Below are 17,334 nucleotides of genomic sequence, written 5' to 3'. Positions count from 1 at the left end.
GGCCTTAGCCCAGCACCGATTTCACGGCATCGGCGGTGACTTCGATGATCTTGTCGGCCTCTGCCTCGGTCAGGCACAGCGGCGGGGCGAGGCCAAGGATGTCGCCCTGCGGCATCGCACGCCCGATTACGCCACGCTCGACCATCGCGCCTGCGATCTTCGCGCCGATCTTGTCGGAGGCGTCGAAGAAGGTGCGGTTGTCGCGATCCGAGACGAATTCCACCGCGCAGAGCATTCCTTCGCCGCGGATATCGCCGACATTCGCGTGCTCGCCGATGGCGGCGCGCATCTGGTCATTGAGGTATTTGCCGACTTTGCCCGCATTCTCGACCAGACCCAGCTTGTCGATCAGTTCGAGGTTCGCGACACCGGCCGCCGCCCCGATCGGGTGCGCCGAATAGGTCCAGCCGTGTCCGATCGGGCCGTTCTCGTCGGTGCCTTGCTCGAGCACTTTCCAGACCTTGTCGCTCACGATCGTTCCGGAGAGCGGCGCATAGGCCGAGGTCAGGCCCTTGGCGATGGTGATCAGGTCGGGCTTCATGCCGTAGTGATCCGAGCCGAACATGCTCCCCAGACGTCCGAAGCCGGTCACGACCTCGTCTGCGATCAGCAGGATGTCGTATTTGTTCAGCACTTTCTGGATCGCCTCCCAGTAGCCTTTCGGCGGGGGAACGATGCCACCGGTGCCCAGAACCGGCTCACCGATGAAGGCGGCGATGGTGTCGGGGCCTTCGCGTTCGATCAGCTGCTCCAGCTCCGTGGCGCAATAGGCGGTGAAGGCCTCTTCCGACATCGCCTCATCGGGGCGGCGGAAGTAATAGGGCGCCTCGGTGTGGACCACCTGGCTCAGCGGCAGGTCGAACTTCTTGTGGAACAGCTCCAGCCCCGTGAGCGAGCCGGTCATCAGCCCCGAGCCGTGATAGCCGCGCCAGCGCGAGATGATCTTCTTCTTCTCGGGGCGGTTCAGGATGTTGTTGTAATACCAGACCAGCTTGATGTTGGTCTCGTTCGCATCCGAGCCCGACAGGCCGAAATAGACCTTCGACATGTGATCGGGCGCACGGTCGAGGACCATATGCGCCAGCGTGATCGAGGCTTCCGTGCCGTGGCCGACATAGGCGTGGTAATAGGCCAGTTCCTTCGCCTGCTCGGCGATGGCCTCGGAGATTTCGCTGCGCCCGTAGCCCGCGTTCACGCAGTAGAGGCCTGCGAAGGCGTCGAGCAGCTTGTTGCCGTCGCGATCCTCGATGAAGACGCCCTTGCCGCCGGTGACGATGCGGTTGGGGGACTCGCCGCGCGCGTGCTGGGCGAGATGGGTCGAGGGGTGGAAGAAGCTTTCGCGATCCCACTTGTCGAGTTGGTCATTGGTCAGCAATTTTCTCTCCTTCTTCTTGTCTTGGGGCGTCCGGGCGGGCGGGGCGATCAGCCCCAGTCGCGGCAGACGTATTTGATTTCCATGAACTCCTCCATTCCGCGGCGCGAGCCTTCGCGGCCGAGGCCGGACTGCTTCATGCCGCCGAACGGGATCGGCGCGCCGGTGACCTTGGTGCGGTTGACCGCGACCATGCCGAATTGCAGCGCGCGCGTGGCGCGGTAGATGCGTTTCGGGTTCTGGCTATGGACGTAAGCCACGAGCCCGTATTCGGTAGCGTTGGCGCGATCGAATACCTCTTCCTCGGTGTCGAAGACGGTGATCGGAGCGACCGGGCCGAAGGTTTCCTCCTGCATGATCTTCGCGCTGTCGGGCACATCCGTGAGAACGGTCGGCGCGAAGAACAGCGGGCCGCGGTCGAGCCGCTTGCCACCGCAGGCCAGTTTCGCGCCCTTGGCCAGCGCGTCGGCGACATGCTCTTCCTGCTTGGCGACGGCCTTTTCGTTCATCAGCGGTCCGATATCGGGGTCGTCCATGCCGATGCCCACGCTCAGCGCCTGTGTGGCCTCGGTGAACCGACGGCAGAACTCTTCATAGACGGGGCGCTCGACATAGATGCGGTTCGCGCCGAGGCAGTCCTGACCGGAGGTTGCGAATTTCGCCTTGATGACCTCTTCCACCGCCCGGTCCAGATCGGCCCCCTTGAAGACGATGACCGGGGCGTGGCCGCCCAGTTCGAGGACCAGTCGCTTCACCGTCTGAGCCGATTGGCGATAGAGCAGCCGGCCTACTTCGGTCGAGCCGGTGAAGGACAGCGCGCGAACACGGGTGTCTTCTCCCCAAGGCTCGACGATCTCGGCGGCGTGGCCGGTAAGCACGTTGAACACGCCTGCGGGAAGGCCCGCGCGTTCGGCCAGCTCCGCCAGCGCCAGCGCGGAATAGGGCGTCTCGTGAGAGGGATGCGCGACCACGGTGCAGCCAGCCGCGATGGCGGCGGCAGCCTTGCGGGTGAGCATCGCGGCGGGGAAGTTCCAAGGCGTGACAAGGCCCACGACGCCCACCGGTTCGAGCCACAGCTCCACCTCTGCGTCATGCAGATGCGAGGTGACGCCCTCGATATTCGGGCGCTTGGCCTCTTCGGCGTAATATTCGATGAAGCTCGCCGCGTAGTCGATCTCGCCCAGAGCTTCGCTCAGCGGTTTGCCCTGTTCGAGCACCATGATCCGCGCGAGGTCATCCTTGGCCTCGATGATAAGATCGAACCAGCGGCGCATAATCGCGGAGCGCTCCTGCGGGAGCGTCGTCGACCAATCGAGAAACGCGCGCTGTGCGGCATCGACGGCTTCTAGCGACTGGCTGCGGCTGAGTGCGGTGATGTCGCCCAGCCGTTCCGAGTTGGCGGGGTTGGTGACGGGGATCACCTCGCCCGTCTCGCCGGCGACCCAGCGACCGTTCACATAGGCAAAGCTGCGCAGCAGGCGCTTGTCGGCGATATCGGGGCGGGCGGAAATGGCGGTATCGAGCATGAGAGACCTCCTTGGTTGAGATCACTCTGCGCCCGTTTTGACAGGGTAATAGTCCGAATGGGCTGCGCGGGCCCCGCATTTGGGCTGAAATACCGCCGACCGTCAGTCCATTTGGTCTGCGAAGAGGTCGAAGGGCGGCATGGCGGCGTTCTTCACCTCCTTCGTGACGATATAGGTGAAGTAGCGCGCGATCCCGATCCGCGCGTCCAGCATCGAGTCGATCAGCCGCTGATAGGCGTCGATGTCGCGGGTCACGATCTGCATCAGGTAGTCGAAGCCGCCGCCCAGAGCCCAGCAGCCCACGACCTCGGGGTGCTGATCGAGCGACCGCTCGAAGGTCTGGAAACTGGCGGCGGTGTGATCGGCCAGTTCGGCGGCCACGAACAGCGTCACATGCGGCCCGAGCTTCTTGAGGTTGAAGGTCGCGCGATAGCCAGCGATGAGGCCCGCCTTCTCCAGCTTTTTCAGCCGGTCCCATGCGGGCGTCGGCGAGAGGTTGATCTTCTCGGCCAGCGCCGCCTTGGTGATGCGGCCCTCGCGTGCCAGCACGCGCAGAATTTCGATATCGCGGGGGTCGAGCTTGATCATGGCGCCACGCTACACCGGCTCAACGCCTTGTGCATCCCCGATTTTCCGGCTGCTCTCCTGGGGCTCACTCGGCCGGTTCGCGCGCCTCCTTGGACTGCGGAGCGTGGAAGCGTTCGCGCGAGGAGCCGTAGGGCTCGACCGTCCGGCGCTTGCGGCGCAGCCCGTCGGCGTCGCCCCGGCGCAAGCGCAAGAAATAAAGCGCCGAGAGCGGCCCCGTCGCACCTGCGATGGCAAATCCCCAGAGGAAAGCGTGGATCGGGATCATCTCGGCCCCGGTGGTGGTTGCGGCCGCCCCGGCGGTCAGTTCCAGCACCACGCCCGCCAGCGCGATGCCAAGCGCAAGCGAGACCTGACGGCTCATCGCGGTGAAGGCGGTGGCGGGGCTCATCTCGCGCAGGTCGAGATCGGCAAACCCGATTGAGTTGATCGCGGTGAAGACCACCGATTGCGCGGCGCCGCCGATCAGCAGAAGCGGGATCAACTGCCAGTCATGGATGCTGGTCACGGTGAGGAAGCCGAAGATCGTGGCGCCCCGTATGACGGCGGCCCAGATCATCACCCATTTGAAGCCGAACCGATCAAGGATGCGCGGCACGAAGGTCCGCAGGCTGACCGCGCCCACGGCGTTCAACCCGGTCAGTGCGCCGGAGACCATCACGGAAGCGCCGAGCCCCAGCTGGAAGAACAGCGGCAGCAGAAGCGAGATCGCCCCGTTCGACAGCCGGAAGATCAGCCCGCCGGTGATCGAAACGTCGAACGTCCTGTGCCGGAACAGCCGCAGATCGAGAAGCGGCTCGGACGTATTGCGCGCGCGCAGCCAGTAGAGGACCAGCAGGGCCACGCCCGTGACGCTGAGGGCGACTGCGGCCTGCCACGGCAGGATATGCTCGCCCAACGCGGAAAACCCTGTCATCACGGAGGCCAGACCTACGGCAGAGAGCACGAAGCCCGGAAAATCGAATGGTTTCGGCTCGGGCGGGCCGTCGGAGGGCATGTGGCGCAGCGTCAGCCAGATCGCCAGCGCGCCCAGTGGCAGGTTCATCAGGAAGATCGAGCGCCAGCCAAGGAAGGTCGTCACCGTCGCGCCCACGAAGGGGCCCAGCGCCGGGCCGATCAGCGCGGGCAGGGTGACATAGACCATCGCGCGGGTCATCTCCTCCTTGGAGGTGTGGCGCAGCACGATGAGCCGGCCCACCGGGCTCATCATTGCGGCCCCGATGCCCTGCAGCGCGCGGGCCAGCACGAGCCCCGTCACGCTCGTCTGGATCGCGCAGAGGAGCGAGGCCACAAGAAACACACCCATCGCGGCCAGAAACGTTCGTCGTGCGCCGATCCGATCCGCGATCCAGCCGGAAATCGGCACGAAGGCCGCGAGCGCGATCAGGTAGGTCGCCATCGCCATCTTGAGCGACAGCACCGGCACCGAGAGGTCCCGCGCGATCACCGGGATCGCGGTGGCCAGCACGGTCGCGTCGATCAGCTCCATCAGGAGCGACAGCGCCACCGTCAGCGGAATGATATTTTCGCGAAGCCTGCTCAGCATGACCGGGCATAGCTAGCACTTTGCCGCGCGGTGTCACCCCGCCGGGCGCGCGCAGAGCGCCGTGCTATATCGCGCAGGTGAGATCGGCAAAGAAAAACCCCGCCCGAGAACGGGCGGGGAGTTGGGAGTGATGGGGCCTGCTTCCGGGCAGGAGAGACGAGAGAACCCGGAAGCAGGTCGTCGCGGAAACCCGGGCAGGGAGGGGGAGAGAGAGAAACCCGGCCTTTCCGAATGTCGCGAGGCATCTGCGCTCGACGGCGATGTCCGGGGGGGGGGTGGCGTATCCCGGCCTGCCATCTTGCCTATGCCCTTGCGTCTCGAGATGTGCAGGGAGAACCGATGCAGCAATGCCGCAGTTCCGATATTTCACTCGCCTCCCGTTCATGTGAGATCGCGCCGGTTTTCCGTGAGGTGCCGCGGGCGCGTCCTCCCTTGCGTCAGGTCAAACCAATGTCATGCTTTCTGCGCTAGGTTTGGCGTGGAATCGCACAGGCAGGAGACAGCGGGATGAAGGATCTGGCCGGGGACAAGGTGCCGCCGCGCAAGGGGACGTCACGCAAGGGGTCGCCGCGCAAGGGCGCGACGGCGGGCGCGGGATCGGCTAATGTGGTGAGCAAGCTCGCGGGCGCCGATCAGCCCCGGACCGAGGAACACAGCGCGGCGCTGGCCTCCTTCGAGGCGCTCGACCGTCTCTCTCACGCGTTGATGGGCCGGGCCGAGGGCGGGCTGTCTCCGATCTCGCTGAGCCTCGCCTGGGCCGATTGGGCGACGCATCTGGCCCTCAGCCCCGGCAAACAGGCCGAGCTTGGCTGGAAGGCCGGGCGCAAATGGATGCACCTGTTGCGCGCAATGGCGCCGCACAGCAGCGACGATGTCGAGGCGCAGCCGCTCGAACCGCTGCCGCAGGACCGCCGTTTCTCCGCGCCCGACTGGCAGCAGTTTCCGTACGCCCTCTACGCGCAGAGTTTCCTGCATGCCCAGCAATGGTGGCACAACGCCACGACGGACGTGCGCGGGGTCGAGGCCCGACACGAACAGATGATGCAGTTCTACGCGCGCCAATGGCTCGACATGGTGGCGCCCACGAATTTCATCGCGACCAATCCGCGAGTGATCGAGCGGACGTTGAAGGAAGGCGGGGTGAACCTCCTGCGCGGGGCGCGCTATTGGGGCGAGGATGCGGTCAAGGCGCTCACCGGCGATACCAAGCCTGAACCCACGCTGATCCCGGGGACCGATGTGGCGCTGACGCCGGGCAAGGTGGTGCTGCGCAACGATCTGATCGAGCTGCTGCAATACGAACCGCGCACCGAGAAGGTCCATTCGGTGCCGCTGCTGATCGTGCCGGCCTGGATCATGAAATATTACATCCTCGATCTGGAGGAGACGAATTCGCTGATCCGCTGGCTCGTGGGGCAAGGCTTCACCGTTTTCGCGATCTCTTGGAAAAATCCCGACGAGGGCGACCGCGATCTGGGCTTCGACGACTACCGCGAGAAGGGCGTGATGACGGCGCTCGATGCGGTCTGCGCGATCACGGGTGCGGAGAAGGTCCACGGGCTGGGCTATTGCCTCGGCGGGACGCTCCTGTCGGTCGCGGCGGCGGCGATGGCGCGCGATGGCGACGAGCGGCTCGCCTCGCTGACGATGCTGGCTGCGCAGGTCGATTTCACCGAGGCCGGGGAGCTGAGCCTGTTCACCAATGAAGACCAGCTGAGCCTGATCGAAGATATGATGTGGGAGGAGGGCTATCTCGACAAGACCGCTATGGCGGGCACTTTCACGATGCTCAAGTCGAAGGATCTGATCTGGTCGCAGGCGGTTCATACCTACCTGATGGGCGAGCGCGAGACGGACAGCGCGCTGGCCTCGTGGAGCCACGACGCGACGCGGATGCCCTACCGGATGCATTCGCAATATCTGCGCCGGCTGTTTCTCGACAACGATCTGGCAGAGGGACGAATGGATACGCGCGGCGTGCCGGTCTTCCTGCAGGATATCGAGACGCCGGTCTTCGCCGTCGCGACCGAGGCCGATCACATCGCGCCGTGGCACTCGGTCTTCAAGCTGACATGGTCGCTACCGGGAGCGGTGAATTTCGCGCTGGTCTCGGGCGGGCACAATACCGGGATCGTGCGTCCGCCGGGTGCGCCGCGGGCGCATTACCGCCTGATGGAGCATCGCCCCGGCATGCCGCATCCCTCCGCCGTGGACTGGGCCTCGGAATGTGCGCCCCGCGAAGGGTCGTGGTGGGAGCCTTGGGCGAAATGGCTGCGCAAGACCGGGGACGGGTCCGAGATCGCGCCGCCCCCGATGGGCAAGGGGCGCAAATACCGCGCGCTCTGCGATGCGCCGGGGGCGTACGTGCTGACCCGCTAGGGCTGCTCGACCTCGGGCAGCATCGCGCGCAGGGTCTCGATCCGGTCGGCCTCACCTGGGGGTTTGTCCCAGCGGATTCGCGAGATGCGCGGGAAGCGCATCGCGACGCCGGATTTATGTCGGGTGGAGCGGTTGAGCCCCTCGAAGGCGACCTCCACCACCAGCTCTGGCGACAGGGACCGCACCGGGCCAAAGCGTTCCACCGTGTGATTGCGCACGAAACGGTCGAGGCGGCGCAGCTCCTCGTCGGTGAAGCCGGAATAGGCCTTGCCCACGGGCACGAGCCGCTCGCCCTCCCAGACGCCGAAGGTGAAATCGGAATAGAAGCCCGAGCGTTTGCCATGCCCGCGTTGCGCATAGAGGATCACTGCGTCGATGATCCGCGGGTCGCGCTTCCACTTGAACCACGGCCCCTTGGGGCGGCCCGCCATGTAGGGCGTATCGCGACGTTTCAGCATCACGCCCTCGATCACCACCTCGGGCGGCGCTTCGCGTAACTCGGCGAGATCCTCCCAAGTGTCGAAGGGCAGCAGTTCCGAGACGTCGAAGCGCTCGGGGTTGAGATCAGCAACAAACGCTTCCAGCCGGGTGCGGCGGGCCTCGAAGGGCAGGGGGCGCAGGTCCTCCTCGCCCGCGATCAGGATATCGTAGAGCCGCAGCGCCGCCGGGTGGGAGGCGAGCATCGCCTTGCCCGGAGATTTCCGCCCCAGCCGCTTCTGCAGATCGCCGAATGGCGCCACATGGTCGCCGCGCCGTACGATCAACTCGCCATCGAGCGCGCCGTCGAATGCCATATGCGCGACTACATCAGGAAACGCCCCCGAAATATCCTCGCCGGTGCGCGAATAAAGCCGCCTCTCGCCGCCCTCGGCCACGGCCTGCACGCGGATGCCGTCCCATTTCCACTCGGCGGCGAAGTCGTCGGGCGTTAGCTCGGCGAGCGCGTCGAGATCGGTGGGAGTCGACAGCATCACCGGACGGAACGGCGCAAAACCTGCGCGCTCGGGCTTTTCGCCGCCCTCGATCCAGTCGAAAAGCGGCTGATAGGGCGGCGATAGCCCGTGCCAGATTTCCTCGATCTCCTCAAGTTCGGGCGTGCCGAGCGAGGCCAGAGCCACCCGGGCAAGCCGCGCCGAGACGCCCACGCGCAGCCCCCCGGTCGCGAGTTTCAAGAGCGCATAGCGTTCCGAGGGCTCGAGCCGGTCCAGCCACCCGGCGATCAGCGGCCCGACGCGGGTCTTGGGCGTGTCCTGCAGGGTCTCGACGATCTCCACCAGATCGAGGTCCTGGGGCGTGTTTTCCTGCGGCCAGATGAGTGCGATCGTCTCGGCCAGATCGCCTACGTAGTCATAGGACAGCGCGAACAACTCGGGATCGACCCGTTCGCCCACCATCGCGCGCAGGACCGCAGGTTGCGCGCGGCCCAGTTCCAGTTCTCCGGTGAGCGCCGCAAGCGCATAGCCGCGCTCGGGGTCGGGCGCGTGGCGCAGGTAATCGGCCAGCGCGTCGATCTTGGCGTTGCGCCCGGGCGTGAAGGCGAGACGTTCGAGAAGGACCGCGAAGGCTTTCATTCCGGCTCCTCCTCGTAGCCCACAAGATGGAGCGGACGGGCCACGCGCCCCTCCAGTTCCGCCCAGCGCATCAGCGCCTCCTCGCGGCCATGGGTGATCCACAGCTCGGACGGGTCGATCTCGCGCACCGTGCGCGTGAGGTCCACCCAGTCGATATGGTCCGAGATCACCAGCGGCAGCTCGACGCCGCGCTGGCGGGCGCGGGCGCGGATTTGCATCCACCCCGAGGCGAAAGAGATCACCGGGTCGGCGAAGCGCTGTACCCAAGGTGAGGAAAAGGCCGAGGGCGGCGCGATCACCAGCGCCTCGCGCAGCTCCCGCGCCTCTGCCTTGTCCATCGTGGCGGGGCGCAGATCGCCCAAGGGGATGCCCTGCTCCAGGTGGTAGTCGCAGAGCCGCTGCAGCGCGCCGTGGATGTAGATCGGCGCGTCATAGCCCGCCTCGCGCGCGAGCATGATGACGCGCTGCGCCTTGCCCAGCGCATAGGCGCCCACCAGATGCGGCCGCTCGGGGGCTGCGCGCATCGAGGCCATCAGCTTCGCCATCTCTTCGGCAGGATCGGGATGCTTGAAGACCGGCAGCGCGAAGGTGGCCTCGGTGATGAACGTGTCGCAGGGCACCGGCTCGAAAGGCGCGCAGGACGGGTTCGCGACGCGCGCGTAATCGCCCGAGGCCACGATGCGCTGCCCCTTATGCGTGATCGCGATCTGCGCCGAGCCCAGCACATGCCCCGCCGGATGAAAGCTGACATCCACGCCCCCCACCGAGAGCGGCCCCTCGTAAGCCTGCCGCTGTCCTGCGAAATCCTCGCCATAGCGGATCGCCATGATCTCCAGCGTCTGGCGCGTGGCCAGCACATGCCCGTGGCCTGCGCGCGCGTGATCGGCGTGACCATGCGTGATCAGCGCACGCGCCACGGGACGACTCGGGTCGATGTAGAAATTGCCGCTCGGGCAATAGAGCCCCTCGGGGCGCGGGATCAGAAGCGGCTCGGCCATCGGTCTTTCACTTACGGTAACGCTCGAAATGCATACGCGAGGGCGCGCGCCCGGCCCAAATTTTCGGCAATCGCCCTAGGGCAAGCTTTTCGCGCGACGATTGTTCCAAATCAAACGATCTTCGGCGCGCCCATGTTAGGGTTGCGCTATCCAGTCACAAGGGAGGCTTACATGGCAGAGAAGAAATCCCCACCCGGCGTGAACATGGCCGGCTGCATGCCAGTGCCGGATATGGGTTCGGTAAGCTCGGTGATGGCACCGCAGCTCAAAATGATGGAATCGATGATCGCGCAGAACATCGAACTGCTCGAATTCCTGAAAGCCCGGTTCGAGCGTGATCAGGAGATGGTCAACCAGCTGTCGGAAACTGCCGATCCGATGCGCGCGATGACGCTCTGGGGTGAGTTCTGGCAGCGTACGGCCAGCGATTACACCGCCGAGATGACCAAGCTCGCCACCTCGATGACGGGGATCGCGGAACGCGCGGTGCGCTCTGCCACCGAAGAGGGCGAAGCGCTCGCCAAGGCGGTCGGAAAAAAGTGACGCCTCGGGTCGGCAAGCACGGGGTGAGCCTCGGCGACGTGCCGGTCTGAGCGATCCGAAAACGCGTTGGCGCGGCAAGCCGGAGGGGCTCGCCGCGCGCAGTGCCGTTTGCGGCCAGTTTGCGGGCTTACTTCTTGTAGATCCAGCCGCCGCCGAAGATGCGGCTGTCCTCGGGCGCGTAGAACACGCAGGCCTGTCCGGGGCTGACGCCTTCCTCTGGCACGACCAGTTCGACCTCGGCCTCGGTCTCCGAGACGGGGCGGATGATCGCCTCGCGCGGCGGGCGGGTCGAGCGGACCTTGACCTTCAGGTGCCATTCCGCGCGCGAGGTGAAGGGCTCGTCGCCTAGCCAGTTGATCTCGCGCACGGGGATGGTGCGGGTCGACAGCGCCTCTTTCGGGCCGACGACGACATGGCGCGTCTCGGGGTCGAGCTTCACAACGTAAAGCGGATCTTCCAGTCCGCCGATGCCGAGCCCGCGCCGCTGACCGATCGTGTAATGGATCACGCCGCGATGCTGGCCGAGCACGTTGCCCTCCATGTCGACGATATCGCCGGGATCGGCGGCGCCGGGGCGCAGCTTCTCGATGACGCTTGCGTAGTTCCCGTTCGGCACGAAGCAGATATCCTGACTGTCGGGCTTGTCGGCCACCGCCAGCCCGTATTTCGCCGCCAGTTCCCGCGTCGCATCCTTCGAGGGCAGGTGGCCCAGCGGGAAGCGCAGGTAATCGAGCTGCTCCGGCGTGGTCGAGAACAGGAAATAGCTCTGATCGCGGTTCGGATCGGCCGCGCAATGCAACTCGGGCCCGGCCGCGCCGTCCTTGCGCTGGATGTAATGGCCCGTCGCCATGCAATCGGCATCGAGATCCTTCGCCGTCTCCAGCAGATCCTTGAACTTCACGCGCTCGTTGCAGCGGATGCAGGGCACCGGCGTCGCGCCACCCAGATAGGCGTCGGCGAATTCGTCGATCACCGCCTCGCGGAACGTGTTCTCGTAATCGAGCACGTAATGCGGGAAACCCATCTCCTCGGCCACGCGGCGGGCATCGTGGATATCCTGCCCCGCGCAGCACGCGCCTTTCTTGGCCAGCGCCGCGCCGTGGTCGTAAAGCTGCAGCGTCACGCCCACCACGTCATAGCCTTCCTCGGCGAGTTTCGCGGCCACGACCGAGCTATCGACGCCGCCCGACATGGCGACGACGACGCGGGTGTCCGCGGGCGGTTTGGCGAAACCGAGCGAATTGAGCGGCAGATCCTTGGGCATGATGAAGCGTCCTTTAACGAGACGTGCAGCAATATAGGAAAATGCGACCCACTCTCAACCCCGCGTTTCACGCAGTGTTAACGGCGTGCGCACCAATGTGGCCGGCGTGAAGAGCTTGAAGGGGTGAGCCCATGTATCTCAAGAAAGTCGACGGCCCGCGCGCGGTGACCCTCGCCGACGGCACGATCCTGACCCGTGCCGATCTGCCTTCTCCGAAAACCCGAAGATGGGTGGCCAGCCGAAAAGCCGTAATCGTGCAGGCGGTCGCGCATGATCTGATCTCGCGCGATGAGGTGCTGGAGCGCTACGGGCTCTCCGACGAGGAGCTCGACCTCTGGATCGAAGCGATCGAAAGGCACGGGATTCAAGGGCTTAAGGTGACCGCGATCCAGAAGCTCAAACAGCTTTAGGTTGCACCCTCGCGGAAACGTGAGAAGGTAACCCGGTGTTAACCATTTGATGTAAGTCTCGACCTGATCGAGGGATTAATGCGGAGAACCCAGAATGCGTATTTTATTGGTGGAAGACGACCCGACGACCTCGCGCAGTATCGAATTGATGCTGACCCATGCGAATCTCAACGTCTATTGCACCGATCTGGGTGAAGAAGGCATCGATCTCGCGAAACTCTACGATTACGACCTGATCCTGCTTGACCTCAATCTGCCCGACATGAACGGGCACGAGGTGTTGCGCCAGCTGCGCCTGTCGAAGATCGACACGCCGATTCTGATCCTCACCGGGGCCGACGATACCGAAAACAAGATCAAGGGATTCGGCTTCGGCGCCGATGACTACATGACGAAGCCCTTTCACCGCGAGGAGCTGGTGGCGCGCATTCACGCGATCATCCGCCGGTCCAAAGGCCATGCGCAATCGATCATCCGCACCGGCAAGATCTCGGTCAATCTCGATGCGAAGACGGTCGAGGTCGATGGCAAGCCGGTGCATCTGACCGGCAAGGAATACCAGATGCTCGAACTCCTGAGCCTGCGCAAAGGCACGACCCTGACCAAGGAAATGTTTCTGAACCACCTCTATGGCGGCATGGATGAGCCCGAATTGAAGATCATCGACGTTTTCATCTGCAAGCTGCGCAAGAAACTCGCCGATGCCACCGAGGGCGAGAATTACATCGAAACCGTCTGGGGCCGTGGCTACGTGCTGCGCGATCCCGACCCTTCGGAGTTGGAGCGGCGCATCGCCATGGGCGCCTGACTTCACAAAGCCGGCGATCTCCGTCGTCACGGCTCTTTACGCCCCCTCGGCGCTTGCCTAAACCAAGGTCAGCACGAGGGGGTTTTCCATGTCCGAGCCAAGCCGCACCGAGATCGACGCGCTGAGCGAGGCCGAGGCCCGCGCAGAAATGCCCAGCCTGATCGCCAAGATCGAGGCGGCTAATACCGCCTATCATACTCATGATGCGCCCGAGATTTCGGATGCGGAATATGACGCGCTCAAGCAACGCCTCGCAGCAATCGAGGCGAAATTTCCCGCGTTGAAATCCGAGCAATCGCCCACCGAACAGGTTGGCGGCCAACTCGCGGAAGGCTTCGGCAAGATCACCCATGCGATCCGCATGATGAGCCTGGCCAATGCCTTTTCTGACGAGGAGGTGACCGAGTTCGACGAAAGCGTCCGCAGCTTCCTCGGTCTGAAATCCGACGCAAAGCTGAACTACACGGCCGAGCCGAAGATCGACGGGCTGTCGCTCTCGATCCGCTACGAGAAGGGCAAGCTGATCCATGCCGCCACGCGCGGCGACGGTGCGGTCGGCGAGAACGTGACCGAGAACGCACGCACCATCGACGACATTCCGACCTCGATCGCGGCTGCGCCGGACGTGCTGGAAGTGCGCGGCGAAGTCTATATGAGCCATGCCGATTTCGAGGCGCTCAACAGCCGCAACGAGGCCGCGGGCGAAAAGCGTTTCGCCAATCCGCGCAACGCCGCCGCTGGATCCTTGCGCCAACTCGACCCGAAAGTGACCGCGTCGCGCCCGCTGAAATTCTTTGCCTATGCCTGGGGGGAGCTTTCCGCGCCGCTGGCCGAGACCCAGATCGAGGCCATCGCGCGGCTGCAATCCCTCGGCTTCCAGACCAACCCGCTGACCGAGCTTTGCGACGGACCTGCCGACATGCTCGCCCATTACCGCGAGATCGAGGCAAAGCGCGCCACGCTCGGCTACGATATCGACGGCGTCGTCTACAAGGTGAACGACCTCGCGCTGCAGCGCCGTTTGGGCTTCCGCTCGACCACGCCGCGTTGGGCGATCGCGCATAAATTCCCCGCCGAGCTTGCCTGGACGCAGCTCGAAGGGATCGACATTCAGGTCGGTCGCACCGGCGCGCTCTCGCCGGTCGCGCGGCTGACGCCGGTGACGGTGGGCGGCGTGGTCGTCTCGAACGCGACGCTGCATAACGAGGATTACATCGCCGGGCGCGATTCCAAGGGCGCGGAAATTCGCGGCGGCAAGGATATCCGCGTCGGCGACTGGGTGCAGGTCTATCGCGCGGGGGACGTGATCCCGAAGATCGCCGATGTCGATCTCGCGCGCCGCCCCGAAGATGCGGTGCCCTACGACTTTCCGACCCATTGCCCTCGCTGCGGATCCGAGGCGATCCGTGAAGAGGGCGATGCGGTGCGCCGCTGCACCGGCGGGCTGATCTGCCCCGCGCAAGCGGTCGAAAAGCTGAAACATTTCGTCTCGCGCGCGGCTTTCGACATCGAAGGTCTCGGCGCGAAACAGGTCGAGCAATTCTACGAGGATGGCTGGATCAAGGAACCTGCCGACATCTTCACGCTGGAAGAGCGCTACGGGCAGGGCATCCAGCAGCTCAAGAACCGCGAGGGCTGGGGAGAGAAATCGGCGCGCAACCTCTTTGCCGCCATCGCAGAGAAACGCAGGATTCCGCTGCAACGCCTGATCTTCGCGCTCGGCATCCGTCATGTCGGTGAGACGAGCGCAGGGATGCTCGCCACACATTACGGCACATGGGACGCGTTCGAGACCGCGATGACGCAGGCAGACTGCGGCCAGGGCCCGGAATGGGACGACCTGATCTCGATCGACGGCGTCGGCGAGACACTCGCGACCTCGGTCGTGACGACGTTCCAGCAAGAGGCCGAGCGCGCCTCGATCGACCGTCTTACCGCGCATCTGAGTGTCGAGGAGGCCGAGAAGCCGAAATCCGACAGTCCAGTTTCGGGCCTCACCGTGGTTTTCACCGGCACGCTGGAGAAGATGACCCGGGCCGAGGCGAAGGCGCGGGCGGAGGCGCTTGGCGCGAAGGTCTCGGGGTCCGTCAGCGCCAAAACCGACCTGCTCGTCGCGGGGCCGGGCGCTGGATCGAAAGCCAAGAAAGCGGCCGAGTTGAACATCCGCGTCATCGACGAGGATGAATGGATCGCGCTCGCGGGGGGCGCATGAGCACCCGGCCCTCCGAACTGTTCGGGCTCTTCGCCGAGCTCGACAGTCTCGCGGGCGTTGGTCCGAAAACGGCCAAGCATTTCGAGGGGTTGGGGATCACCCGCCCGCGCGACGTGTTGTTCACCTTGCCCTATTCGGTGATCGACCGCCGTCCTGTCGCGACCGTGCAAGGCGTGCCCGCGGGCACCACAGTCACCGTCGAAGTGACGATCGGCGCCCATAGCCCTGCGCGCAAGCAGGGCGCGCCAGACCGGGTTCTGTGCCATGACGCGCAAGGCGACATCACGCTGGTCTTCTTCCGCGCGCGGGGCGACTGGCTCGCGAAACAGATGCCCAACGGGGCGCGGCGGATCATTTCGGGCAAGCTCGAGATTTATGACGGGCAGGCGCAGATCGTGCATCCCGATTACATCCTGCCGCCCGAAAATGCGGGCGAGATGCCCCGCTTCGAGCCGGTCTATCCGCTCACCGCCGGCGTCACGCAAAAGCTGATGGCGAAGGCGGCCGAGGGGGCCTTGGCGCGTGCGCCGGACCTGCCCGAATGGATCGACGCTGCGCTCAAGCGCCGCGAGGGCTGGCCGGATTGGCGCGACGCAGTGCAAACGGCGCATCACCCTGAAAAGATTGACGATCTCGCGGCCACGGCGCCGGCGCGCGCGCGCCTCGCCTATGACGAGCTTTTCGCGCATCAGATGACACTCGCGCTCGCCCGGCGCCAGTCGCGGCGCAAGAAGGGTCGGGTGACGCGCGGCACGGGCAAGCTCTCGGCGCAGGTTCTGACCAGCCTGCCGTACAAGCCGACCGGTGCGCAGACCCGCGCGATCGCCGAAATCTCGGGCGATATGGGCTCCGAGCGGCGAATGAACCGGCTGCTGCAGGGCGATGTCGGCGCGGGCAAGACGCTGGTCGCCTTAATGGCGCTGCTGACCGCGGTCGAAGCTGGCGGGCAGGGCGTGATGATGGCGCCCACGGAAATTCTCGCGCGCCAGCATCTCGAAGGTCTGGCGCCGCTGGCCGAGGCGGCGGGCGTCCGGCTGGAGATTCTGACCGGACGCGACAAGGGGGCGGAGCGGGCGCGCAAGCTCGCCGATCTGGCCTCGGGCGCGATCGGTATCCTCGTGGGCACCCATGCGGTTTTTCAGAAAGACGTGGAATTTCAGGATTTGCGGCTTTCCGTGATCGACGAACAGCATCGCTTCGGCGTGGCGCAACGGATGGAGTTGGGTGCCAAGGGGCAGGCGGTCGACGTGCTGGTCATGACCGCGACGCCGATCCCGCGCTCGCTCGCGCTGGCGCAATATGGTGACATGGATGTGAGCCTTCTCGACGAGAAGCCACCGGGTCGGACGCCGGTCAAGACCGCGCTCGTCGCGATGGAGCGGATGGGCGAGGTGGTCGAGCATCTGCGCAAGGCGGTGTCCGAGGGGCGGCAGGCCTATTGGGTCTGCCCGCTGGTCGAAGAGAGCGAGCGGGTCGATCTGAGCTCCGCCACCGACCGCTTTCTGGCGCTGCGCGCGGCGCTTGGCGACGATGTCGTGGGACTGGTTCACGGCCAGATGCCCTCCGCCGAGAAAGACGCCGCGATGGCGGCTTTCGTGAAAGGGCAGACACGCGTGCTGGTCGCGACGACGGTGATCGAAGTGGGCGTGAACGTGCCCAACGCCTCGATCATGGTGATCGAGCGGGCCGAGAGTTTCGGTCTCGCGCAGCTCCATCAGCTGCGCGGGCGGGTCGGGCGCGGCGCTGCGGCCTCGACCTGCCTGATGATCTACCAGAGCCCGTTGAGCGAGACGGCAGAACGACGCCTGTCGATCCTGCGCGAAAGCGAGGACGGGTTCCGCATCGCCGAGGAAGACCTCGCCATGCGGGGCGCGGGCGATGTGATCGGCACGGCGCAGTCGGGCCTGCCGCGTTTCCGCGTGGCGGACCTTGAACGTCAGGCCGGTCTGATGGCGGTGGCGCAGTCGGATGCGCGCAAGCTCCTGTCCGACGATCCCGAGCTGAGCGGCCCGCGCGGACAGGCGGCGCGGGTGCTGCTGTGGCTGATGGAACAGGACCGTGCGATCCGCCTGATCGGAATCGGCTGAGCCCGGTTCGACTCACGTTCTCCCCTAGTGTTC

General features: G+C 65.2%; 13 protein-coding genes. 6 read left to right on the top strand and 7 right to left on the bottom strand.

Annotation, left to right across the window (positions count from 1 at the left end; all coding sequences use genetic code 11):
• Positions 1 to 4: 4 nt before the first annotated feature.
• The 4 genes from DEM26_RS06325 to DEM26_RS06310 form a co-directional block, all read right to left on the bottom strand.
• A complete protein-coding gene (locus DEM26_RS06325) occupies positions 5 to 1,375 on the bottom strand; it encodes an aspartate aminotransferase family protein (protein WP_109171968.1) in 1,371 nt (456 codons plus the stop codon).
• Positions 1,376 to 1,422: 47 nt separating this feature from the next.
• Positions 1,423 to 2,898 carry an NAD-dependent succinate-semialdehyde dehydrogenase gene (locus DEM26_RS06320; RefSeq protein WP_088722813.1) on the bottom strand — a complete coding sequence of 492 codons (1,476 nt, stop codon included), beginning with the start codon at positions 2,896 to 2,898 and terminating at the stop codon, positions 1,423 to 1,425.
• 102 nt (positions 2,899 to 3,000) lie between these two features.
• Positions 3,001 to 3,486, bottom strand: coding sequence for an Lrp/AsnC family transcriptional regulator (locus tag DEM26_RS06315; RefSeq protein WP_152844310.1), 486 nt, complete (start codon positions 3,484 to 3,486; stop codon positions 3,001 to 3,003).
• A gap of 64 nt (positions 3,487 to 3,550) precedes the next feature.
• A complete protein-coding gene (locus tag DEM26_RS06310; protein WP_109171967.1) occupies positions 3,551 to 5,029 on the bottom strand; it encodes an MFS transporter in 1,479 nt (492 codons plus the stop codon).
• A gap of 507 nt (positions 5,030 to 5,536) precedes the next feature.
• Between DEM26_RS06310 and DEM26_RS06305 the strand changes: the two genes are divergently transcribed.
• Positions 5,537 to 7,408, top strand: coding sequence for a PHA/PHB synthase family protein (locus DEM26_RS06305; protein ID WP_109171966.1), 1,872 nt, complete (start codon positions 5,537 to 5,539; stop codon positions 7,406 to 7,408).
• Here the strand turns inward: DEM26_RS06305 and DEM26_RS06300 are convergent.
• Together DEM26_RS06300 and DEM26_RS06295 are read right to left on the bottom strand one after the other, a co-directional pair.
• A complete protein-coding gene (locus DEM26_RS06300) occupies positions 7,405 to 8,979 on the bottom strand; it encodes a cisplatin damage response ATP-dependent DNA ligase (RefSeq protein ID WP_109171965.1) in 1,575 nt (524 codons plus the stop codon). The genes DEM26_RS06305 and DEM26_RS06300 overlap by 4 nt on opposite strands.
• Positions 8,976 to 9,977: a ligase-associated DNA damage response exonuclease gene (locus tag DEM26_RS06295; RefSeq protein ID WP_088722809.1), complete on the bottom strand. Its 1,002-nt coding sequence runs from the start codon at positions 9,975 to 9,977 to the stop codon at positions 8,976 to 8,978. The genes DEM26_RS06300 and DEM26_RS06295 overlap by 4 nt, the downstream gene beginning before the upstream one ends.
• 171 nt (positions 9,978 to 10,148) lie before the next feature.
• Between DEM26_RS06295 and DEM26_RS06290 the strand changes: the two genes are divergently transcribed.
• The gene (locus tag DEM26_RS06290) at positions 10,149 to 10,520 is read left to right on the top strand and encodes a phasin family protein (protein WP_158275091.1); all 372 of its coding nucleotides are present in this window, start codon (positions 10,149 to 10,151) and stop codon (positions 10,518 to 10,520) included.
• 127 nt (positions 10,521 to 10,647) lie between these two features.
• Here DEM26_RS06290 and mnmA read toward each other — a convergent pair whose 3' ends face one another.
• The gene (mnmA, locus tag DEM26_RS06285) at positions 10,648 to 11,784 is read right to left on the bottom strand and encodes a tRNA 2-thiouridine(34) synthase MnmA (RefSeq protein WP_088724335.1); all 1,137 of its coding nucleotides are present in this window, start codon (positions 11,782 to 11,784) and stop codon (positions 10,648 to 10,650) included.
• Positions 11,785 to 11,915: 131 nt separating this feature from the next.
• Here mnmA and sciP point away from each other — a divergent pair, with 131 nt between their 5' ends.
• The 4 genes from sciP (at position 11,916) to recG (ending at position 17,301) form a co-directional block, all read left to right on the top strand.
• A complete protein-coding gene (sciP, locus tag DEM26_RS06280; RefSeq protein ID WP_075774874.1) occupies positions 11,916 to 12,194 on the top strand; it encodes a CtrA inhibitor SciP in 279 nt (92 codons plus the stop codon).
• 94 nt (positions 12,195 to 12,288) lie between these two features.
• Entirely contained in the window at positions 12,289 to 13,002 is a 714-nt protein-coding gene (gene ctrA / locus DEM26_RS06275; RefSeq protein ID WP_075774873.1) for a response regulator transcription factor CtrA, read from the top strand.
• 88 nt (positions 13,003 to 13,090) lie between these two features.
• Entirely contained in the window at positions 13,091 to 15,214 is a 2,124-nt protein-coding gene (gene ligA / locus DEM26_RS06270) for an NAD-dependent DNA ligase LigA (protein WP_109171963.1), read from the top strand.
• Entirely contained in the window at positions 15,211 to 17,301 is a 2,091-nt protein-coding gene (recG, locus tag DEM26_RS06265) for an ATP-dependent DNA helicase RecG (protein ID WP_109172133.1), read from the top strand. The genes ligA and recG overlap by 4 nt, the downstream gene beginning before the upstream one ends.
• The last annotated feature ends 33 nt before the right edge of the window (positions 17,302 to 17,334 follow it).

The organism is Thioclava sp. NG1 (assembly GCF_003122275.1).
Lineage (GTDB): Bacteria > Pseudomonadota > Alphaproteobacteria > Rhodobacterales > Rhodobacteraceae > Thioclava > Thioclava nitratireducens.
The sequence above is the reverse complement of the archived record's forward strand: the minus strand, read 5'-3'. Positions and strand labels throughout refer to the sequence as shown.